Annotated in this window: 23 protein-coding genes; 9 read left to right on the plus strand and 14 right to left on the minus strand. The window is 63.6% G+C overall.

Annotation, left to right across the window (positions count from 1 at the left end; all coding sequences use genetic code 11):
* Positions 1-31 precede the first annotated feature (31 nt).
* From J3456_RS10190 to J3456_RS10210, 5 genes are read left to right on the plus strand one after another with little or no spacing between them, the layout of a single operon-like run.
* Complete coding sequence (locus J3456_RS10190; protein ID WP_322344826.1) at positions 32-961, plus strand: AEC family transporter; 930 nt, start codon at positions 32-34, stop codon at positions 959-961.
* A 28-nt stretch (positions 962-989) separates the two neighbouring features.
* On the plus strand, positions 990-1,823 hold the full coding sequence (gene fghA, locus J3456_RS10195; RefSeq protein ID WP_349580158.1) for an S-formylglutathione hydrolase: 834 nt from the start codon (positions 990-992) through the stop codon (positions 1,821-1,823).
* 3 nt (positions 1,824-1,826) lie between these two features.
* Positions 1,827-2,279 carry a YaiI/YqxD family protein gene (locus tag J3456_RS10200; protein ID WP_300054271.1) on the plus strand — a complete coding sequence of 151 codons (453 nt, stop codon included), beginning with the start codon at positions 1,827-1,829 and terminating at the stop codon, positions 2,277-2,279.
* 32 nt (positions 2,280-2,311) lie between these two features.
* On the plus strand, positions 2,312-2,932 hold the full coding sequence (locus J3456_RS10205) for an HAD family hydrolase (RefSeq protein ID WP_349580159.1): 621 nt from the start codon (positions 2,312-2,314) through the stop codon (positions 2,930-2,932).
* Positions 2,929-3,843, plus strand: a complete 915-nt coding sequence (locus tag J3456_RS10210) for an ornithine cyclodeaminase family protein (RefSeq protein WP_349580160.1) — start codon at positions 2,929-2,931, stop codon at positions 3,841-3,843. The genes J3456_RS10205 and J3456_RS10210 overlap by 4 nt, the downstream gene beginning before the upstream one ends.
* On the opposite strand, the gene J3456_RS10215 is transcribed toward J3456_RS10210, so the two are convergent.
* On the minus strand, positions 3,840-5,081 hold the full coding sequence (locus J3456_RS10215; protein ID WP_339639253.1) for an MFS transporter: 1,242 nt from the start codon (positions 5,079-5,081) through the stop codon (positions 3,840-3,842). The two genes, J3456_RS10210 and J3456_RS10215, sit on opposite strands and share 4 nt — an antisense overlap.
* A gap of 123 nt (positions 5,082-5,204) precedes the next feature.
* Here J3456_RS10215 and J3456_RS10220 point away from each other — a divergent pair, with 123 nt between their 5' ends.
* The gene (locus tag J3456_RS10220; protein ID WP_007118685.1) at positions 5,205-5,636 is read left to right on the plus strand and encodes an Lrp/AsnC family transcriptional regulator; all 432 of its coding nucleotides are present in this window, start codon (positions 5,205-5,207) and stop codon (positions 5,634-5,636) included.
* A gap of 1 nt (position 5,637) precedes the next feature.
* Here the strand turns inward: J3456_RS10220 and J3456_RS10225 are convergent, their stop codons facing one another.
* From J3456_RS10225 to J3456_RS10240, 4 genes are read right to left on the minus strand one after another with little or no spacing between them, the layout of a single operon-like run.
* Positions 5,638-6,591, minus strand: a complete 954-nt coding sequence (locus tag J3456_RS10225) for an OmpA family protein (protein WP_349580161.1) — start codon at positions 6,589-6,591, stop codon at positions 5,638-5,640.
* Complete coding sequence (locus J3456_RS10230) at positions 6,588-7,157, minus strand: peroxidase-related enzyme (RefSeq protein ID WP_349580162.1); 570 nt, start codon at positions 7,155-7,157, stop codon at positions 6,588-6,590. Before J3456_RS10230 ends, J3456_RS10225 begins: the two co-directional genes overlap by 4 nt.
* Positions 7,158-7,168: 11 nt before the next feature.
* Positions 7,169-7,885: a GNAT family N-acetyltransferase gene (locus tag J3456_RS10235; RefSeq protein WP_349580163.1), complete on the minus strand. Its 717-nt coding sequence runs from the start codon at positions 7,883-7,885 to the stop codon at positions 7,169-7,171.
* A complete protein-coding gene (locus J3456_RS10240) occupies positions 7,882-8,601 on the minus strand; it encodes a competence/damage-inducible protein A (protein ID WP_349580164.1) in 720 nt (239 codons plus the stop codon). The genes J3456_RS10235 and J3456_RS10240 overlap by 4 nt, the downstream gene beginning before the upstream one ends.
* Before the next feature lie 48 nt (positions 8,602-8,649).
* On the opposite strand from J3456_RS10240, the gene sfsA reads away from it, so the two are divergent.
* Both sfsA and map read left to right on the plus strand, forming a co-directional pair.
* The gene (gene sfsA, locus J3456_RS10245; RefSeq protein ID WP_349580165.1) at positions 8,650-9,357 is read left to right on the plus strand and encodes a DNA/RNA nuclease SfsA; all 708 of its coding nucleotides are present in this window, start codon (positions 8,650-8,652) and stop codon (positions 9,355-9,357) included.
* Between the two features lie 51 nt (positions 9,358-9,408).
* On the plus strand, positions 9,409-10,239 hold the full coding sequence (gene map / locus J3456_RS10250; RefSeq protein WP_349580166.1) for a type I methionyl aminopeptidase: 831 nt from the start codon (positions 9,409-9,411) through the stop codon (positions 10,237-10,239).
* Positions 10,240-10,268: 29 nt separating this feature from the next.
* Here map and J3456_RS10255 read toward each other — a convergent pair whose 3' ends face one another.
* From J3456_RS10255 to J3456_RS10290, 8 genes are all read right to left on the minus strand, one after another.
* Positions 10,269-11,345: a DUF1513 domain-containing protein gene (locus J3456_RS10255; protein ID WP_349580167.1), complete on the minus strand. Its 1,077-nt coding sequence runs from the start codon at positions 11,343-11,345 to the stop codon at positions 10,269-10,271.
* Entirely contained in the window at positions 11,345-12,331 is a 987-nt protein-coding gene (locus J3456_RS10260; protein ID WP_349580168.1) for an imelysin family protein, read from the minus strand. The genes J3456_RS10255 and J3456_RS10260 overlap by 1 nt, the downstream gene beginning before the upstream one ends.
* Positions 12,331-13,872: a di-heme oxidoreductase family protein gene (locus tag J3456_RS10265; RefSeq protein WP_502989501.1), complete on the minus strand. Its 1,542-nt coding sequence runs from the start codon at positions 13,870-13,872 to the stop codon at positions 12,331-12,333. The genes J3456_RS10260 and J3456_RS10265 overlap by 1 nt, the downstream gene beginning before the upstream one ends.
* Before the next feature lie 52 nt (positions 13,873-13,924).
* Complete coding sequence (gene bfr, locus J3456_RS10270; protein ID WP_349580169.1) at positions 13,925-14,410, minus strand: bacterioferritin; 486 nt, start codon at positions 14,408-14,410, stop codon at positions 13,925-13,927.
* On the minus strand, positions 14,407-14,655 hold the full coding sequence (locus J3456_RS10275; protein ID WP_349580170.1) for a (2Fe-2S)-binding protein: 249 nt from the start codon (positions 14,653-14,655) through the stop codon (positions 14,407-14,409). Before J3456_RS10275 ends, bfr begins: the two co-directional genes overlap by 4 nt.
* A 61-nt stretch (positions 14,656-14,716) precedes the next feature.
* Positions 14,717-15,979 carry an imelysin family protein gene (locus J3456_RS10280; protein WP_349580171.1) on the minus strand — a complete coding sequence of 421 codons (1,263 nt, stop codon included), beginning with the start codon at positions 15,977-15,979 and terminating at the stop codon, positions 14,717-14,719.
* 130 nt (positions 15,980-16,109) lie between these two features.
* Positions 16,110-16,667, minus strand: a complete 558-nt coding sequence (rsmD, locus tag J3456_RS10285) for a 16S rRNA (guanine(966)-N(2))-methyltransferase RsmD (protein WP_349580172.1) — start codon at positions 16,665-16,667, stop codon at positions 16,110-16,112.
* Entirely contained in the window at positions 16,664-17,869 is a 1,206-nt protein-coding gene (locus J3456_RS10290) for an NAD(P)/FAD-dependent oxidoreductase (protein WP_349580173.1), read from the minus strand. Before J3456_RS10290 ends, rsmD begins: the two co-directional genes overlap by 4 nt.
* An 88-nt stretch (positions 17,870-17,957) precedes the next feature.
* Here J3456_RS10290 and J3456_RS10295 point away from each other — a divergent pair, with 88 nt between their 5' ends.
* Positions 17,958-18,446: a peroxiredoxin gene (locus J3456_RS10295; RefSeq protein WP_349580174.1), complete on the plus strand. Its 489-nt coding sequence runs from the start codon at positions 17,958-17,960 to the stop codon at positions 18,444-18,446.
* A 76-nt stretch (positions 18,447-18,522) separates the two neighbouring features.
* Here the strand turns inward: J3456_RS10295 and J3456_RS10300 are convergent, their stop codons facing one another.
* Positions 18,523-19,368, minus strand: coding sequence for a mechanosensitive ion channel family protein (locus J3456_RS10300; RefSeq protein ID WP_349580175.1), 846 nt, complete (start codon positions 19,366-19,368; stop codon positions 18,523-18,525).
* Position 19,369: the final 1 nt, after the last annotated feature.

Below are 19,369 nucleotides of genomic sequence, written 5' to 3' on the forward strand. Positions count from 1 at the left end.
CCCCAAGGGCGGGCTGGCTAATGCTTGACCCATGGTCGCGATCTTCCTGAAAACCCTGCCGTTCTTTGCGCTGATCGGCCTTGGCTACTGGGCCGGGCGCACGCGGTTCTTCTCAGCCGAAGCGACAGCCTATCTCACCAAATTCGTGTTCTATTTCGCCCTTTCGGCAATGCTGTTCCGCTTTTCCGCCAATCTGTCATTGGCCGAGGTTTGGGACAGCCGCCTTGTCGCCGCCTATCTTTGGGGCACGGCTTTCGTCTATGCCATCGCCAGCCTCGTCGGTTTCCTGCGCAGGCTCGACGTAGCGACCAACGGGATCGAGGCGCAATGCGCCGTGATCGGCAACACCGGGTTTCTGGGCGTGCCGATGCTGACGCTGCTTTTGGGGCCAGAGGCGATCGGCCCCGTGCTGCTGGCGCTGACCGTCGACATGATCATCTTTTCCAGCCTCATCGTGATCCTGATCACCGGGTCGCGCGAGGGGCAGTTGCGGCTGGCGACGCTCAAGATCGTCGGACTGGGGCTGCTGAAAAACCCGATGATTGTCGCCATCACCTTGGGGTTCCTCTGGTCCGGCTTCGGCATCCCGATCCCCGTGCCGCTGAACGAATTCCTCGCAATCCTCGGCGGGGCCGCCACCCCCGGCGCGCTTTTTGCCATCGGCGCGTCGCTGGCCTCCAAATCAGCCGAGCGGATCGAGATCGCAGGCTGGCTGACCTTTTGCAAGCTTGTGCTGCACCCGCTTTTCGTGGCCTTTGGCGCGCTGTTTCTTTTCGGCGTCGATCCGTACAAAGCCGGGGTCATCATCGCAACGGCATCCCTCCCGGTGGCGGGCAATGTCTATATGCTCGCCCAACATTACGGCGTCGCTCCTCAGCGCGTCTCCGCCGCCATTCTCGTCTCAACCACAGTCAGTATCGTTACCGTCAGCCTTGTCGTAGGCTGGGTCTCGGCGCTGTGACACATTCAAGTTCGAAAGGAACGCTGCCATGAAAACCATCTCGGAAAATGCCTGTTTCGGTGGCACGCAGGGGGTCTACTCCCACAACTCCGACGCCTGCGGCTGCGACATGACCTTTGGCCTCTTCCTACCTGCCGAAGCACAAGACGGCCCTGTCCCGGTGCTGTGGTATCTGTCGGGCCTGACCTGCACCCATGAGAACGCCATGACCAAAGCGGGCGCACAGCTTTGGGCGGCAGAGCATGGCATCGCAGTGGTCTTCCCCGACACTTCCCCACGCGGTGAGGATGTGGCGGATGATGACGCTTATGACCTCGGCAAAGGCGCGGGTTTCTATGTGAATGCCACGCAGGAGCCTTGGGCCAAACACTACCAGATGTGGGACTATCTGGCCGATGAACTGCCCAGCTTGATCGGCGAGAACTTCGCCATCGATATGGAGCGGCAGGGCATCACCGGGCACTCCATGGGCGGCCACGGCGCACTGACGCTGGCGATGAACCTGCCGGGGCGCTTCCTCTCGGTCTCGGCCTTCGCGCCGATCACCAACCCTACGTCGAGCGACTGGGGCAAGAAGCAACTCAGCGCCTATCTAGGCACGGATGAAACCACATGGGCTAGGCATGACAGCACGCTGCTGATGCGCGAAAAGGGCTTTGATGGCCCCATCCTGATCGACCAAGGCAGCAGCGATCAGTTCCTTGACCTGCTAAAACCCGAAGCATTGGCCGAAGCCATGGCCGCCAAACGCCAACAAGGCAGCTTCCGCATGCAGCCGGGCTATGACCACAGCTATTTCTTCGTGGCGAGCTTCATGGAAGACCACGTCGCCTTCCACGCCGATGCGCTCTATGCGGGTTAAGCCATGACTGCGCTCTACATCGACGCCGACGCCTGTCCGGTCAAAGCCGAGGCCGAGCGGGTGGCGACCCGCCATAAGGTCAAGATGTTCCTCGTCTCGAACGGCGGGTTGCGCATGTCGCAAAACCCGCTGGTCGAGGTGGTGATCGTCCCTGACGGGCCCGACATCGCCGACATGTGGATCGCCGACCGCTGCGGGCCCGGCGATGTGGTGGTCACCGGGGATATCCCGCTAGCGGCTAAATGCGTCGAAGCCGGGGCAAGGGTGCTGAAACACAACGGCGAGGCCCTCACGCAGGCTAACATCGGCAACGTGCTGGCGACCCGCGATCTGATGACCGACCTGCGCGCCGCAGACCCCTTTCGCCAAGGCGGCGGCAAGGGGTTTACAAAGGCCGATCGCTCCCGCTTCCTAGAGGCATTGGAGCGGGAATTGCGCGCGGCCGCGCGGGGTTAGCCCCGCGTTTAGGAATTGATAGGGCAAGTGATATGACACCTCAGGCGGTCGTTTTCGACATCGGCAACGTATTGATCGAATGGCAACCCGAACGCTTTTACGACAGCGTCATCGGCGCAGACCGCCGCCGCGCGATGTTCGAGGCGGTTGATCTGCACGGCATGAACGACCGCGTCGACAGCGGCGAAAACTTCCGCGATACGATCTATGCCATGGCCGAGGCGACGCCCGAGTGGGGCGACGAAATCCGCCTCTGGCATGACCGCTGGATCGACATGGCCGTACCAGTGATCGACCATTCCCTGCGGCTGATGAAGGCGCTTCAGGCGCGCGGCGTGCCGGTCTTCTCACTCACCAACTTTGGCATCCAAAGCTATGATCTTGCCGCCACGCACTACCCCTTTCTGCGCGAGTTCGACCGCGATTTCATCTCGGGCCACCTTGGCATGATCAAACCCGCGCCATCGATTTATGAGGCCGTGGAGCAAGGCAGCGGCCTGCCGCCCGAAGCGCTGCTCTTTACCGATGACCGCGCCGACAATATCGCCGCCGCCGCCGCGCGCGGCTGGCAGACGCATCACTTCACCGGGCCGCAGGGCTGGGCCGACCGGCTCGTTCACGCCGGGTTGCTCAACCGGGAGGAGGCCGCATGACCGATATCCCCAACATCTCCTTCGACGAAGGCGAAGCGCTGCTGGATTGGATCGCCCTGACCGACGCGCTGGCCACGGGCCATGACCTGCCCAAGGCCGAGATTGGCGACACTTTCCTCTATCGCGGCAAGGACACGCTGCTCAGCCGCGCGGCATGGATCGACGGGCTGGGCATTGCGGTGAAATCCGCCACGATCTTCCCCGGCAATCCCGACCGCGAGGTACCGATGGTCAACGGCGGCGTGTCTCTGTTTGATGACGAAACCGGCACGCTCGCCGCGATTGTGGATTTCCACCTCGTCACCAAATGGAAAACCGCTGGCGATAGTCTGCTCGCCGCGCGGCGGCTGGCGCGACCCGAAAGCGAGAACATCCTGATCGTTGGCGCGGGCACCCAAGGCCGTGCGCTGCACGCCGCCTACTCCGCCGCCTTCCCGCAGGCGCGTTTCACCGTTTGGAACCGCACCGCCAAAAACGCCGAGGCGATGGCGGCCGAGCTTAAGATCAACGTGGCCACCGATCTGGAACAGGCCGTGCGCGCCGCCGATATCGTAACCTCTGCCACCATGTCGACCGACCCGCTGATCATGGGCGACTGGCTGCACCCCGGCCAGCACGTCGATCTGATCGGCGCCTACCGCCCCGACATGCGTGAGGTCGACGACACGGCGCTGCTGAAGTCGCGGGTCTTTGTCGACAGTTTTGACACCACCATCGGCCATATCGGCGAAATCAACATCCCGCTTGAGGCAGGCACTATCACGCGCGATCACCTGATCGCGGATTACTACGACCTCGGGGCCTTCACCCGTCAAAGCGACGATGAAATTACCCTGTTCAAGAACGGCGGCGGCGCGCATCTAGACCTGATGACCGCGCGGCACATCCTCGAACGCTGGCGGGCGCGTTAAGCGGTCACCAGCCCCTCAAGCCGTTTCTCGCGGATTGGTAGATGCACCACGGCGCTGAACGCCCCCACGGCCACGCCGACCCACCAGACGCCGGTGTAGCTGCCATAGATGTCATACATCCGCCCGCCCAGCCACACGCCAAGGAAGCTGCCCAACTGGTGGCTGAAAAAGACGATCCCATAAAGCGTGCCCATATAGCGCAGCCCGTAGATATGCGCGACGAGACCCGACGTGAGCGGCACCGTCGCCAGCCAAAGCGCTCCCATGCCGACCGAGAATAGGATCACCGTCACCGGGGTGATCGGGAACATGATAAAGGCCGCTGCGATCACCGTGCGCCCCACATAAATCCCCGCCAGCAGGTACTTCTTGGAATAGCGTTTGCCCGCCCAGCCCGCCAGCAAGGTGCCCGCGATATTGGCAAGCCCGATGAGCGAAATCGCCACCGCGCCAAGCGCCGAGGTGGTGGTGATGCCGATGTTATGCAGCACACCTCCGGCCAAGATTGGGCCACACATCTCGGTCACGAAGGCCGGGAAATGCGCGGTGATGAAGGCGAGTTGATACCCGCAGGAGAAGAAGCCCAGAAAGATCAGCGTATAGGACGGATCGCGGAAGGCTTTGCCGAGGATCTGGCCCATCGACTCCTCAAGCTCGGCCCGGCTCGCCATCGCGGGCGCGCGCATCATCGGCAGGGTCAGCAGCATCGCAAGGATCACGCCCGCGAAGCTGACAAAGGTCATCTGCCACGACATGAAGCTCAGCATCCACTCTGCCACCGGCGCGCCAAAGACCTGCCCCGCACTGCCCGCCGCCGTGGCGATGGCCAGCGACATGGAGCGGTTCTCGTCCGACGCGGCGCGGCCCACCACGGCCAAGATCACGCCAAAGCCCGTGCCCGCGATGCCGAACCCCACCAGCCAAGCATAGGTTTGATGCTCAATCGGAGTCGCGGAATTGGCCGACAAAAGCAGCCCTACCGCATAGACCACCGCGCCGATGATGATCGCCTTTCGGTCGCCGATCTTCTCGGCCAGCGCGCCAAAGATCGGCTGCCCGATGCCCCATGCAAGGTTCTGGATCGCAATGGCGAGGGAGAATTCGCTGCGCGCCCATGCAAATTCCTCGGCAATCGGAATCTGGAACACGCCGAAAGAGGCCCGCACGGCGAAGCTGACCATGATGATGATACAACCGACCATCAGGACCGGTGTGAACAGGGGCGCGCGGCTTTGCATGGAGGAAATCCTTTCCGCGGCAGATTATGGGTTTCCCCGCCGCCGTCAATTGCGCATCCCCAAGACTGGCCAGCCTGCCCGCGCTGCCGTAAACCCTATTCAACAAAGCAAACAGGATCCCCCATGGACGAGATCGACAACAAGATCATCGCAGAACTGCGCCGCGACGCACGTATGTCCTATTCCGCGCTGGCGGCCACCACGGGCCTGTCGCGTGTGACGGTCCGCGCGCGGGTCGAACGGCTGGTCAGTTCCGGTGCGATCTTGGGCTTTACGCTGATCCTGAAAGAAGACATGCGCCACAGCCCGATCCGGGGCCATACGCTCTTGGCCATCGAAGGGGCGGGCACCGACCGGATCAAGCGCATCCTTGCCGGTATGCCCGCCGTGCAGGCGATCCATGCGACCAACGGCAAATGGGATTTGATTGTCGAAACGGGGACTGAGACCGTCGAAGAGTTGGACAGCGTGCTGGGCCAAATCCGTCGCATTCAGGGGGTGAGTTCCAGCGAGACGAACCTGCTCCTGGCCACCCAGATGACGGTCACGAAATAGCCTACTCGGCAGAGAGCACCACCACCTCAACCCGGCGGTTCTGCTCGCGGCCCGCTTCGGTCAGGTTGCTGGCCCGCGGCGCGAGATAGCCGGCACCCTGCGCCTCGACCCGGCCGGGGGCCACGTCATAGCTCTGCACCAAACGGTCCCGCACCGCCTCGGCCCGTCTGCGCGACAGAGCGGTGTTGGCGTCCAGACTGCCCACCGCATCGGTATGCCCCACCAGCGCCACGCGCAGATCCGGCTCGGCCTTGAGCAACTCGGCTAGCCGCTCAAGGGTGGCAAAGGGGCCGGGGCCAAGCGCGGAGGTGCCGGTCTCGAACTCCAGCCGGTTGAGCACCAGATGGCCGTCGACTTTCAGGGTCTCTGCGAAATCGCCCGTCGCAGTGGCAAGCGGCACCTCGGCAGTCGCCTCTGGCGTGATGGGGGTGCTTTCCCCTTCGGGCGCGTCGCCGCTGCGGGCTTGGATAATCTGCACATAGGCCGAGGTCGCCGCCGTGCTGGCAAGGATGCTGATCGCCTCGGTCGGCGTTCCGTCCTCTCCTCGGCGCAGGGCGGTGATGAAGTGGAAGGCGCGCAGGTTGACGTACATGTTCGGCCCCGGCAGCACCTCCACCGCAAAGCGAAAATCAAAGCCGCCGCATTCCCGCGCAGCACAGTCGAGCACGATGTCAAAGCCCGCTTCGCCCAGTTGTCGCCGCAGCGGGCGCATCACCTGCAAGGCGGTCAGCCCCGGCGTGTCCATCCGCCACGCGGCGCGGCGCACGCTGCCATCCACATTGACCCGCGCCACCTGCCCTTCGGCATAGACCCCCACGGGCGCGGCATAGCGATCCGGCGCGGTGTTACGCTCTGCCGTCAGGCGTGCGGTGCTGGGCAGCGCCAGTTCAAGCGCTACCGCCGGGGCCGCCAGCAGCACCCCGAGCAGAGCCGCAGCAGCCCCCGCCCGGCTCATCGCGCCTGCGCGTGGTAATCGTCGTTCGGGCGCATGTCGGTGGCACTGGCCACCCGGTTGGTCATGTTGAAGAACCCGGCCACACTGGCGATGTCAAAGATATCCCGGTCAGTGAAACCCGCATCGCGCAGCGCCTGACGGTCGGCCTCCTCGACCTTGGCGCTGGCCTCGGTCAGTTTCACGGCGAAATCCAGCATGGCGCGTTGTTTTGCGGTAATCTTGGCAATGCGGTAGTTCATCACAAGCGCCTCGCCCAGTTGCAGATCGCCGGAAAGCTCACGCACCGCCGCGCCATGCGCGACAAGGCAATAGTAGCATTTGTTCACCGAGGAGACCGCCACCGCGATCATCTCACGCTCAAGCTTGCTGAGCGCGCTATCGCCCAGCATCAGATCGTTATACATGCCGGCAAAAGCGTTCAGCTTGTCGATGTCAAAGGCATAGGCGCGCAGGACATTGGGCACCATCCCGAGCTTTTCCTGACAGATGTCGAAATACTTCTGCGTCGCTTCGGGCAACGGATCGACCATCGGCAGATCAAGGGCGGTGGGCATGTCGTTGGCCATGGTCTTATCCTTTACTCAGTGCTTTGACGGTAATGATAGTGCCCGACCGGGGCAAAGCCCAGTTTGGCGTAAAGCGCCTGCGCGCGGATATTGGTATCAACGCAGAGCACCGAAAGCCGCTTGGCCCCTTGGGCCTGCCCCCAATGGGCGGCGGCGCGCATGATCCAAGTGGCAACGCCCTGGCGCTGTTGATGCGGCAGCACCTCGACCGCGTGGACCATGCAAATATCGTCGTGCACCCCGGCAAAGGCCACGCCTGCGGGTTTCTCGTTCCAGCGCGCAAGGATGCCTGTTTTGGTCGCGACGCGGTCCATCACGGCAAGACGCGCAGGGCCGACCCCTCCGGCGGCCCAGACCTCGGCCATGATCGCCAGCGGCTCCCAAATGCAAAAGGCGGTGACCGGGGGCATAGGCACATCTGTCAGCCGGGTGATCGGCGCGCTCAGCACCGTGACCGGGTCGACCACCTCGTAGCCCCGCGCGGCCAGCAGCGCGTCGAGATCATCTTCGCCCGCACGCACCATAAAAAGCGGGCGCTGGTCCATCTCGCGCATCGCCGCTTCGGCGGTCGGAATGTCGGCGTCGGTTATCGCCCCACGCACTGTCGCCGCCGAGACGCGTTTGCCGCCACCCTGCCCTTCGCGCAGTGTCCATGGCCCGTGATCAAACCGCCGCGCGGCGGGCCATGTCGCGTCGCCCGCATCAAAAAACGCCTGCGCCTCGCTCATGCGAAGGCGGCCTTGAGCTTGATCATCGCGGCTTCGACCATCCCCGGATCGCTGCCCCGGATCACCACATGCGCACCAAAGACACCGTCCTTTTGAAACGGGTAGCTGCCCATCGACAGATGCGGGTATTCCTCGGCCAGCGCGCCCAAAGGCCCGGCGATATCACCCTCGCCCCGGTCGATGCGCAGGGTCTCACTGATCAGCGGCTGTCCACCTGTCAGTCCCGGCAAAACACTCGCGACCATGGCTTCAAACACCGCAGGCACCCCGGCCATCACATGCACATTCTCAACCACGAACCCCGGCGCGGCAGAGACCGGGTTTTCGATCAGCGCGGCCCCCTCGGGAATGCGCGCCATGCGCAGGCGCGCCTCGTTCATCTGGGTGCCCGCGCGGGCGTAGTGTTCGGCCAGTATCTCGCGCGCGTCGTCGCGCACGTCGATATCACGGTTAAAGGCGGCGGCGATGCAATCGGCGGTAATGTCGTCATGCGTGGGCCCGATGCCGCCCGAGGTAAACACATGGGCATAGGCACCTGAGAGTGCCTGCACGGCGGCGATGATCGCGCCATGATCATCCGACACCACGCGCACCTCCTTGAGGTCGATCCCCACTTTCGTCAACTCTCCCGCAAGGTGATGCATATTGCTGTCGCGGGTCCGGCCCGAGAGGATTTCGTCGCCGATCACGATCATCGCGGCGGTGGGGTTTGACATGGGGGCGGCTCCTTGAGGATGGCGTCCCTTCGGTATAGGCCGCGCCTCATGCGCTTTCAAACCCAACTTGTCCCCGCCCGGCTGATCCGCCGCTACAAACGCTTTCTGGCCGATTGCACGCTTGAGGAAACGGGCGAAGAGGTGGTGGCCCATTGCGCCAACCCCGGCTCAATGATGGGGCTGGCGGAACCGGGCAGCCGGATTTGGCTAGAGCCGAACGATGACCCGAAGAAAAAGCTGAACTACGGCTGGCGGCTGGTCGATCATGAAAATGGCCATTTCACCGGCGTCGACACCGCCCTGCCCAACCGCGCGATGAAGGCGGCGCTGATCGCGCGCGAGGTGGCGCCACTTGCCGCCTATACCGAAGTCCGGCCCGAGGTGAAATACGGCGAAAACTCCCGCATCGACTTCCTGCTGCGCGGCGATGGCCTGCCCGACGCCTATGTCGAGGTGAAATCAGTTACCCTCTCGCGGCAGACGGGTCTGGCCGAATTCCCCGACAGCGTCACCGCGCGCGGCGCGAAGCACCTTGGCGAACTGGCGCGGATGGCGCAGGCCGGACACCGCGCCGTGCTGCTGTATCTGGTGCAGCGCACCGATTGCACGCAGATGACCCTCGCCGCCGATATCGACCCGACCTATGCCGCCGCGTCCCAAGCCGCGCGGGAGGCGGGGCTGGAAATCTACGCCATCGGCACCCATATCACGCCCCAAGCCGTCACACTGGCGCAACCGATCCCCTTTACGGGCTGAGCTGCACTGGCCCTCGCCGGAAAGCCACGCTAAATAGGAGCGAACAAAAGGATGGAGAGAGCGGTGAACAACGCACACCGAGGCCGCCAGACACGCGACGGCATTCGCATTTACGAGCCTTCGGATCACGCCGGGATGCAGGCGGCGGGCCGTCTGGCCGCCACGATCCTCGACGAGATCGCAGAGCATGTCCTCCCCGGTCAAACCACCGGAGAGCTTGACCGCCTGATCGAAGAGAAGGTCAACGCCGCCGGCGCGAAATCCGCGACGATCGGCTACAAAGGCTATCAGCACGCCAGCTGCATCTCGGTGAACCATGTGGTTTGCCACGGGATCCCCAGCGACAAGAAGCTGAAAGACGGCGACATCCTGAACATCGATGTGACCGTGATCGTCGATGGCTGGTTCGGCGACACCAGCCGCATGTATGTCGCAGGCAAGCTGCCCCGCAAGGCTGAGCGGCTGATCAACGTGACCCACGACAGCCTGATGTGCGGCATAGAGGCGGTAAAGCCGGGCAATACCTTTGGCGACATCGGCCATGCGATCCAGACATTTGTCGAAGGCCACCGCATGTCCGTCGTGACCGATTTCTGCGGCCACGGTCTGGGGCAGGTCTTTCACGCGCCGCCCAACGTGCTGCACTATGGCCGCCCCGGCACGGGTGCTGTGCTTGAGCCGGGCATGTTCTTTACCATTGAGCCGATGGTGAACCTTGGCCGGGCCGAGACCAAGACCCTCGCCGACGATTGGACAGCGGTGACCCGCGACAAATCCCTCTCGGCGCAGTTCGAGCATTCGGTTGGCGTGACCGAAGACGGGGTTGAGATCTTTACCCTCTCCCCCGGCGGGCTGTTCCACCCGACGTATAAGACCGACTGAAACCCGGTGGGGGCAGTGCCCCCGCCCGCCTATCCGTCAATGGCAACCAGATGGTTGTCCCACGCCCGCGCGGCGGTAGTGAGCCGCGACAGCGCCGCCTCTTGCAGCGATAGGATACCGCCCAGCCCATCCGTTGCGACGAAACCGCCCCGGCCCGGCGCCAGCCCGCAGACATCGGCACGGCGGTGGCTGGCAAGGAACCCACCTTTGCTGTCAAACAGATGCAGCCGCCCGCCCCGGGGGGAGGTGATACCGACCGCCCCGCCATCTGCCGCGAATGCCACGCTGCCTGCATAGCCCTGCATCGCGATTTGTTCGGCCAGATCGGCCTCGGCCAATACCGGGTTGTGCCCGCGCCGGTGGAGGCACAACAACGGCACGGCGTCGTTCGGCTCTCCCTGCCATTGCATCGCAAAAGCCACCTGCCCGTCGGGCGCCAAGGCCAGATGGCGGATCGAGTTCCTGTGCAGATCGTCGGGCAATGTGACCTGCTCCAAAACCTCGCCTGAGAGGCTGACATAAGACAGATTGGGCCGCATATCGTCGATGTTCAGCTTTTCCCGCCCGCTGTCGGGATGGGTGCGGATGCCGCCATTGGCCACGACCAGCACATCCTCGGCCCAGCGGCGAATTTCATGCGGGCCGATCCCGCCCGAGGCGATCTCTCCGATCCGGGCATAGCCCTGCGCGCGAGACCACAGGCCGATGCGCCCTTCGCCTGTGTCGATGTCATTCTCGCTGGTGGCGAGGATGGCCCCGCCCTTAAGATATGCCCCATGTCCGTAGAAATGCCGCCCTTCCGGCGCGTCGAGCTGGTGGGATACGCGGCCCTGCACACAGTCAATCACCAGCGCAAAACGCCCCGGTCGGCGGGCAAAGGCAACCGCCTCAGGCGCAGTGGGATGCGCCGCAGCCGCATGGCCCCGGTCAGGCAGCGGAATGCGGAAAATGTCGTGGCCGGTATCGTCCAACCCAAAGAGCGCATAGGCCCCGGACGGGTCGCGCGCGGCGGCAAGGTAGGCTGGGCTACCGGCAGCAGCCCAGCCCATACGCGGCAGGCCGGTGGCAGCGGCCAAGCCGGCGAGGAAGTGGCGGCGCGAGGGCATCAATCGCCATCCGCCGAGTTAAACCCGACCGTGACGCCAAGTGCCGGAGCGATCTCCTCGTCCACCGTTTCCAAGACGGCGCGCACATCATTCTGCAAAGCCTCGACCCGGATGCGGCCCAGCGGGTCGGCCACTCCGGCAAAGATCGGGTCTTCCAAAGCGCGGGCGGCAGTGAGCGCGCGGTCAAAGGCGGCGTCGGTTTCGGGCGTCGGTTGATCCGACAGGGTGCGGGCAAAGTTCTGCAACGCTTCGAGCGACAGCGCCACATTGCGCAGGCTGCGGCCTGAGCGGCGCGCCTCCGCCACCTGCGGTTTGGGGGCGTCAAAACTGCCCATCGGGCGGCCTAAGCGTTGGTCGGCGACGAACTCCAACCCCGTGGCGAGGGCGGTGTAGAGCGCCTGCGCTGCCTCGCGCGGGCTGAGGAAACGGCTGTTGCCCGCCTCCCCTGCGCTGCGGAGCGTGGCGGCGAAATCCTCCCGCCAAGCGGTGTCGACCTCGCGGCCCAACTCGGCCAAATCGGCGGCCATCGCCCGGACCAGCGCGCAGCGATAGCTCTCGGCCTCGTAGCCTGCGAAGTCATCGTCATAAAGCAGCCGTTCCAGCGCAAAGAGCCCGCGCGCGGCGATGGAGACTTCGGCGTACTCCCCGCTTGTCGCAATTGGGTCTTCCTCAGCCACCAGTCTCATCACGCTACGCCCGACCATGCCGCGCGTGTCGGGCCAAAAGGCGATGGCCAGCCCGCGCCCGTCTTCCTCCAACGGTCCAAGGGTCAGATGCGCGATGCCCATCCATGCGTCGAAAGACTCTTGATAGGCGGGGCGCAGGGCCGTGTCGGTGCAATCCGCCTGCGCGGCCGCGCCTAGCGCTGCGGTAGCTGAGGCGAAACGGGCGGTGCCCGGCAACGCGTGATCGTCGATCACCTCGCTCACCCCGGCAAGGGCGGGGGCGGCGGTCAGAAGGAATGTGGCGGTCAGCAGGCTGCGCATCAGAGGCTCTCCAGATAGCGGATCAGGGCGTCACGGTCGGCTTTGGGCATCTCCACCACGGCATCGCGGGAGGGCTGTGCTTCGCCGCCGTGCCACAGCACCGCTTCGAGCAGCGACCGCGCGCGCCCATCGTGGAGGAATTGGGTATGGCCGTTGACCTGCTCGGTCAAGCCGATCCCCCAGAGCGGCGCGGTGCGCCATTCGCGCCCATTCGCGCGGCCTTCGGGGCGGTTGTCCGCCAGCCCGTCGCCCATGTCATGCAGCAAAAGGTCGGTCATCGGCCAGATCAGTTGGAAGCTCTGCTCGGGCTGATTCTCCAGCCGTTCGGTCACGAATTTCGGTTGGTGACAGGAGGTGCAGCCGACCTCATGGAACACCGCCTTGCCGCGCAGCACCTCAGGTGCGCCGACATCGCGGCGGGCGGGCACGGCAAGGTTGCGGCTGTAAAAGGTCACCAGATCCAGCCCCTCGGCGTCGATCTCTGCCCCGCGCGCGTCACCATCCCCATGCGGAGCATCGCGGCAGGCGGTCTGCTCGGTGGTGCAATCGCCCCATGCTGCGTCGAAGATCGGGGAGGAAATGCCGATGTCCCCCGCAAAGGCGCTGGCGGATTGTTCGCGGATCGTCGGTGCGCCGGCTTTCCAGCCGAAACGGCCCAGCATCGGGCGCGCGTGTTCAAAGGACCAGACGATCTGCGCCCGACCAGAGATGCCATCGCCGTCGGCGTCTTCGGGGTCCGCGAGGGCCAAGATATCCGCGGCTGGGATCGCTTCGAGCAGGCCCAAACCGATCATCGGCGGGGCAACACGGGGGCTGAGCATCGCGCCATCGGCCAAGGGACCATACCCGAGGTCTTCGGCGCTGTAGGTCGGGCGGCGCAAGCGGACGCTCTCGCCCTCGGACAATGCGACTTCCACCTCTTCATAGCGCACATCCAGCCGGTATTCTGCCGGATGCCCAGCCGTCCCGAAATCTTGCAACTGGCCGCCATAAACCGGATCAGGCCGCGTGCGGGGGGTGGTATCGCCCACCGAGAGCAGAAACGCCTCGATCTCACTCATCGCTTCTTCGGGGGCGGTGGGCACCGAGATGCGCAGGAACATCGACACTGCGTCATCCTCCGGCCCTTCGGGCGGATGGCCGCGCCCGTCTTTCAGGTGGCAGCGTTGGCAAGAGCGCGCGTTGAAGAGCGGCCCCAGCCCGTCAGAGGCCAGCGTCGAAGACGGCGAAGAAACCCAGAGCTTTTTGAACAGCCCATTGCCGACCTTAAAGTCCAACTCACGCTCGAAAGGAATGTTACCGGAGGGCAGCGAAAACGCATCGGCATTGCCGCGCGGGCTGACCGTGGCGGCCCCAGCCGGGTTCGTCTCAAAGGGTTCGGGCTTGTCGAATTCGGTCGTGGGGGCGGTGACCTTGGCGATCCGGGTGGCCTCTTCTGCGGTGCGGGGGATCACCTTGAGATGCGGCTCCTCCAGTGCTTGCGGGGCGGCGGCGGCCATACCCGCGGCGGCCACCGTGAGCATCGGAATGAGGAATCGCATGGGGAATGCCTTGGATAAGCGGCAGGCCCAGAGCCGGGCCTGCCATTCGAAGTTACTTGCTGTCGTCTGTCGGCTTGGCCTGAAGCTGGCCATAGACCGCCGTGCCCAGTTCCGCTTGAAGCGCCAGTTGGGTTTCGAGGAAGTCGATATGCCCTTCCTCATCGGCGATCAATTCTTCGAACAGGTTCTTCGAGACGTAATCGCCCACCTGATCGCAGTGATTGCGCGCCTCAATGTACAGGGTGCGGGCCTCATGTTCGGCGGCCAGATCGGACTCTAGACATTCCTTCACCGTTTCACCGATGCGCAGCGCGTCCAGCTTTTGCAGGTTGGGGTGCCCTTCAAGGAAGATGATCCGCTCGATCAGCTTATCGGCGTGGTTCATCTCTTCGATGCTTTCCTCGCGCGATTTATCGGCAAGCCGACCATAGCCCCAGTCTTCTTGCAGCCGGTAGTGCAGCCAATACTGGCTCACGGCTGTCAATTCGCTGCGCAATGCCGCGTTGAGATATTCGATGACCTTGTCGTCGCCCTTCATGAACCTGTCTCCTTGTTTGGTTTTGCCTGACGTAGAGTGGTTGCCAGCACCGGCACGGAAAAGTTGCCATTTCCGCGCATGGTAGACAAGAACAGAGGCATGCAACCGCCACAATCGGCTGCCTTGCCCAAGGCACGGTAGACTTTGCCCGCCGTAATGACCGTGCGCGCATCAGAGGCGCGCATCCAGTCGATGGCATTGTTGATGTCGCGATCGGTGATGTTCTGACAGTGACAAACAATCATGGTTTTGCGTATTCCTTGGCTGGCCCCGGGCCGCCGCAGCGGCCCAGAGGAAGGGATAGGATTACTGGAAGACCGCCTCCGGCGCGTCGAGGCTGTCGGAGCCTTCAAAGGCGATTTCGTCACCGCCCAGAACCGTCACGGCACGCTCGATGGCGCGGGTCTGGTTCACCAGCGCATCGACCGCGCCCATGATCAGCGCTTCGCCTTCGGCATTGCCGCGCTCAAGCATCATATCATAGCTGAACCCCGCTTCGGCGGCGGTTTTGATCTGGCCCAGTTCCACCATGGAGGCGTTCAGTTTGGCGCGCAGGTCTTCGTCGACGGTGGCATCGGCGCTGGCCACGAGGTCAGACAGCGATGCGCCGGAAACCACGCGGCCATCGACGCGCAGGTATTCTCCCAGATAGACGTTCCGCACGCCCAAACCGTCGTAGTAGTGGCTGTTGTGTGTGTTGTCCGAGAAGCAGTCGTGCTCTTCTTCGGGGTCGTTAAGCATGACGCCCAGTTTCATCCGCTCTCCGGCCTGTTCACCGTAAGAGAGCGAGCCCATGCCGGTCAGGATCGCGTCGATCCCGGCATCTTCGTCGGCCAGCACGGCGGCGCGTGCCTCACCGCCATCGGCCCATTGCCCGGCCATCCATTCCAGATCGCTGACCAGCAGATCGGTCGCGGCTTTCAGGTATTGCCCACGGCGGTCGCAGTTGTCGCCGGTGCAGTCTTCGCCGGTTGCGTAGTCGGTCCAAGGACGGTTGCCCGCGCCATGCTCAGTGCCGTTCAGGTCTTGGCCCCAGAGCAGGAATTCGATGGCGTGGTAACCGGTCGCAACATTGGCCTCGACCGCGCCCGCCTCGTGCAACTGCCCTTCAAGGAGCGCAGGCGTGATCTTAGCGGCGTCCACCTCTTCGCCGCCCAGCGTGAAACTCGGGTTGGCGATGACGTTCAGAACCGCCAGTTGGTTCTCATCCGTCTCGCCGCCATAGGAGGCGTCGACATAGTCGATCAGACCTTCGTCCAGCGGCCAAGCGTTTACCTTGCCTTCCCAGTCATCGACGATGGCGTTGCCAAAGCGGAATACCTCGGTCTGCTGGTAGGGCACGCGGGCGGCCAGCCATGCGGATTTCGCGGCCTGAAGCGCTTCGGCCGAGGGGGTGGCGATCAGCGTCTCAACGGCGGCTTGCAGCGTCTGCGCGGTGGTCAGGCTGTCTTCGTAGCCCGCCTGCGCGATGTCGGCATAGGTGCCAAGCACCTCGGCCTTGTCTTGTGCAAATGCCGGAGCGGCGGCGCATGTGATCAGCGCAATGGCCGTGGTCGCTTTGAGGCGCATCGAATGTCCTTCCTTGAAAATCACCTTGGGCACGACGCAGGGCGCACCGGGCCTTCGGACAATAGGTGACTTATTTTGTCGGAAATGACAAGGATCAACCTGAGAGGGGCGAGCGCGCGGCAAAAAGCCGTTAGCTTACAGCCCTTTGCAGCAGCGTCACATGGGTATCGCCGTATTTGCGCTTGTCGATACGCGCGAATCCCTCGGGTGCATGCATGGGCGCGCTTTCCTCCCAAACGATCATCGCGCCGGGTGCAAGCCAGCCGCCTTCGGCAGCCGAAATAAGCGCCTTTTGCCCCATGGATTTGCCGTAGGGCGGGTCAAGGAAGACCAGATCGAAAGGGTCCTGCGCGCAGGACCCCAGCCGCGTCGCGTCATTGCGCAGCAGCCGCGTTTCCGCCTCTGCTTCCAGTTTGCGCATGTTCTCCCCGATCAACTGCTGGCCTGTCCGGCCATTCTCAACGAAGCAGACAGACACGGCACCGCGCGACAGGGCCTCGAACCCAAGCGCGCCGGTGCCTGCGAACAGGTCCAACACCCGCGCGCCCTCGATCACATCGTGATGGGTCAGCATCGAAAAAAGGCTCTCCCGCACCCGATCGGAGGTCGGTCGTAAATGCGCCCCGGCGTCGCCCTTGCCGAGCGCGGCAAGCGGGCGACCACGGTATTTCCCGGCGATGATCCTCATGGTTTCAGCAATGCCTTTAGGTTCGTCTGAGGGTCCGCGACCAAAGCCGGGTCTGGCGATTTTCCCGCTTCGATCAACCGCTTGCCCACCATATAGCCGCGCGGATCGTTCGCGGCATCGACGGCCAGCAACGTTTCGCCACGGTAGTACCAGAACGACGCGCTGCCTTCGCCAAGGCGGCTGACCACGCGGTCATAGCCTGTGTTTAGCCCAGCGATTTGCAGTTTCACGTCATATTGGTCCGACCAGAACCACGGCTTGGCGATGTAGTCCTTGCCCGCGCCGAGGATATTTTCAGCGACCACCTCGGCCTGATCGATGGCATTGGGCACGCTTTCCAACCGGATACGCCCGCCGCGATAGGGGAAAGAGGTGCAATCCCCCGCCGCCCAGATGCCCGGCACAGTCGTGCGGCCCTGCGCGTCGACCTTGATGCCGTTGTCGATCTCGATCCCTGCTGCTTTGACCAGCGCGATGTCGGGCTCGATGCCCACGCCGGTGATAACGAAATCGGCGGCAATCTCTGTCCTATCGCTTAGCCGTGCGCCGGTGACGTGGCCTTCGCCCAACAGCCGCTCAAGCCCCACGCCTTCGCGCAGGGTCACGCCGTGGCCTTCATGCAGGGCGCGGAAATAGTCACTGGTCTCGGGCGCTGCGACGCGCTGCAGGATGCGGTCGGCCATTTCCACCAGCGTGACCTCAAGCCCCAGCTTGGCCGCGACGGCCGCGGCTTCCAGCCCGATGTAGCCACCGCCGACGATCAGAACCTTCGCGCCCTTCACGAAACGCGGCGCCATGGCATCCACATCCGCCAGATCGCGCACGGTAAAGACGCCCTCCAGATCGCCGCCAATCGCCGCCGGCAGCCGACGCGGGAGGGAGCCGGTAGCGAGCACCAGCTCGTCATAGGCGACCTCGCCCTCGGTCGTGCTCAGAACACGCGCTTCGGGGTCAATCGCGGTAACGCGGCAATCGGTCTTGAGCGCGATCCCTTGGTCGGCATAGAAAGCCTCGGGCCGCAGAAACAGCCGCTCCAGTGTCATATCGCCCAGCAGGTACCCTTTGGACAGCGGTGGCCGTTGGTAGGGCGGGCAAGGCTCAGCCCCGATCAGGGTGATCTTGCCCTCAAACCCGCCATTGCGCAATTTGGCCACGCAAGAGGCCCCCGCCTGCCCGGCTCCGATCACCACCACATGCTGCATTTGCCACCCCCCGATTGATCTGGTTTCAGCCGCGGTCAAAGCCTATATCTGGCCCCAAGACAACCGCAATGACAGGAGAGGCTATCCCATGACGATTTCTCAAGGTTCGACGCTGCCGGACGCGAAACTGGTTCAGATGGGCGCGGATGGGCCCGAGCCGGTACAGATGGCCGACAAGCTCAAGGGCCGCAAAGTGGTGATCTTTGCCGTGCCGGGTGCCTTCACGCCCACTTGCCACTCTGCCCATGTGCCGAGCTTCGTGCGCACCAAGGATCAGTTCGACGCCAAAGGCGTGGATGAGGTGATCTGCGTCTCCTGCAACGACCCTTTCGTGATGAAAGCTTGGGGCGAAGCGACCGGCGCGAGTGAGGCCGGGATCACCATGCTGGCCGACGCCAGCAGCGAATTTACCCGCGCCATCGGCATGGAGTTCGACGCCGAAGGTGCCGGGCTGGTCGGCCGGTCCAAACGCTATGCGATGCTCGTCGAAGACGGCAAGGTGACACTGTGGCAGCCCGAGGAAAGCTCCGGCACCTGCGAGATTTCCGGCGGCGAAGCACTGCTGGACAATATGTAAAATGCGAACGCCCGGCCAGATTGGCCGGGCGTTTTACTGATAAGGGTGCCCCGCGAAGGGCCGCAGGCGCGAAGGCCTATTCTGCAGCCTGCACGATGGTGCGTGTAGGGAACGGAATATCCACCCCGCCCTCATCCAGCGCTTCTTTGACCTTGCGGGTCATATCGGCCTTGAAGGCAAAATAATCCCCCGCGCTGCACCAGACCCGCACAAGGAAATCGACCGAACTGTCGTTGAGATTGTTCACCTGAATGAAGGGCTCGGGGTCCGTGTGGGCGCGCGCATCCGCCATGATCGTGCTGCGAATGATCTCTTCGGCGGTCTTGAGGTTCGCGCCATAGCCCACGCCAAAGGTCCATTCCGCACGGCGGGTTGGGTTGACCGAATAATTGGTGATGACATTGCCCCAAACCTCAGAGTTCGGCACGATGACCTGCACATTGCTGAGGTCGGCCAGCACCGTATAGTTCAGGTTGATCTGTTTGACCGTGCCCATCTCGCCCGCGATCACAACGAAATCCCCGATTTTAATCGGGCGAAAGAGGATGAGCATGACCCCGGCGGCCACGTTCGACAGGGTGCCCTGCAGGGCCAGACCGATGGCCAGACCCGCCGCACCGATAACCGCCACGACCGAGGTCGTCTTGACCCCGAAAGTGTTAAGCACAAACAAAACCGTAAAGCCCAACACCACATAGCGCACGATGGAGGCCAGAAACTCAAACAGCATCTCATCAAGGTGCTTGTGCCGCTTGCCAAGGTTCTCGACCCGGTGCTGCAGCCAACTGGAGATGATCCACCCCAGCAGCAAAATGACAATCGCGCCGATCACCGAGCCTGCCGCGCTGGCAAGGAACTCCAGTGTCAGCAGATCGGCAATCGTCTTTCCCTGCCACAGTTCGGTTTCAAACAAATCTTGCATT

The organism is Sulfitobacter sp. NFXS29, assembly GCF_040148765.1.
Classification (GTDB): domain Bacteria; phylum Pseudomonadota; class Alphaproteobacteria; order Rhodobacterales; family Rhodobacteraceae; genus Sulfitobacter.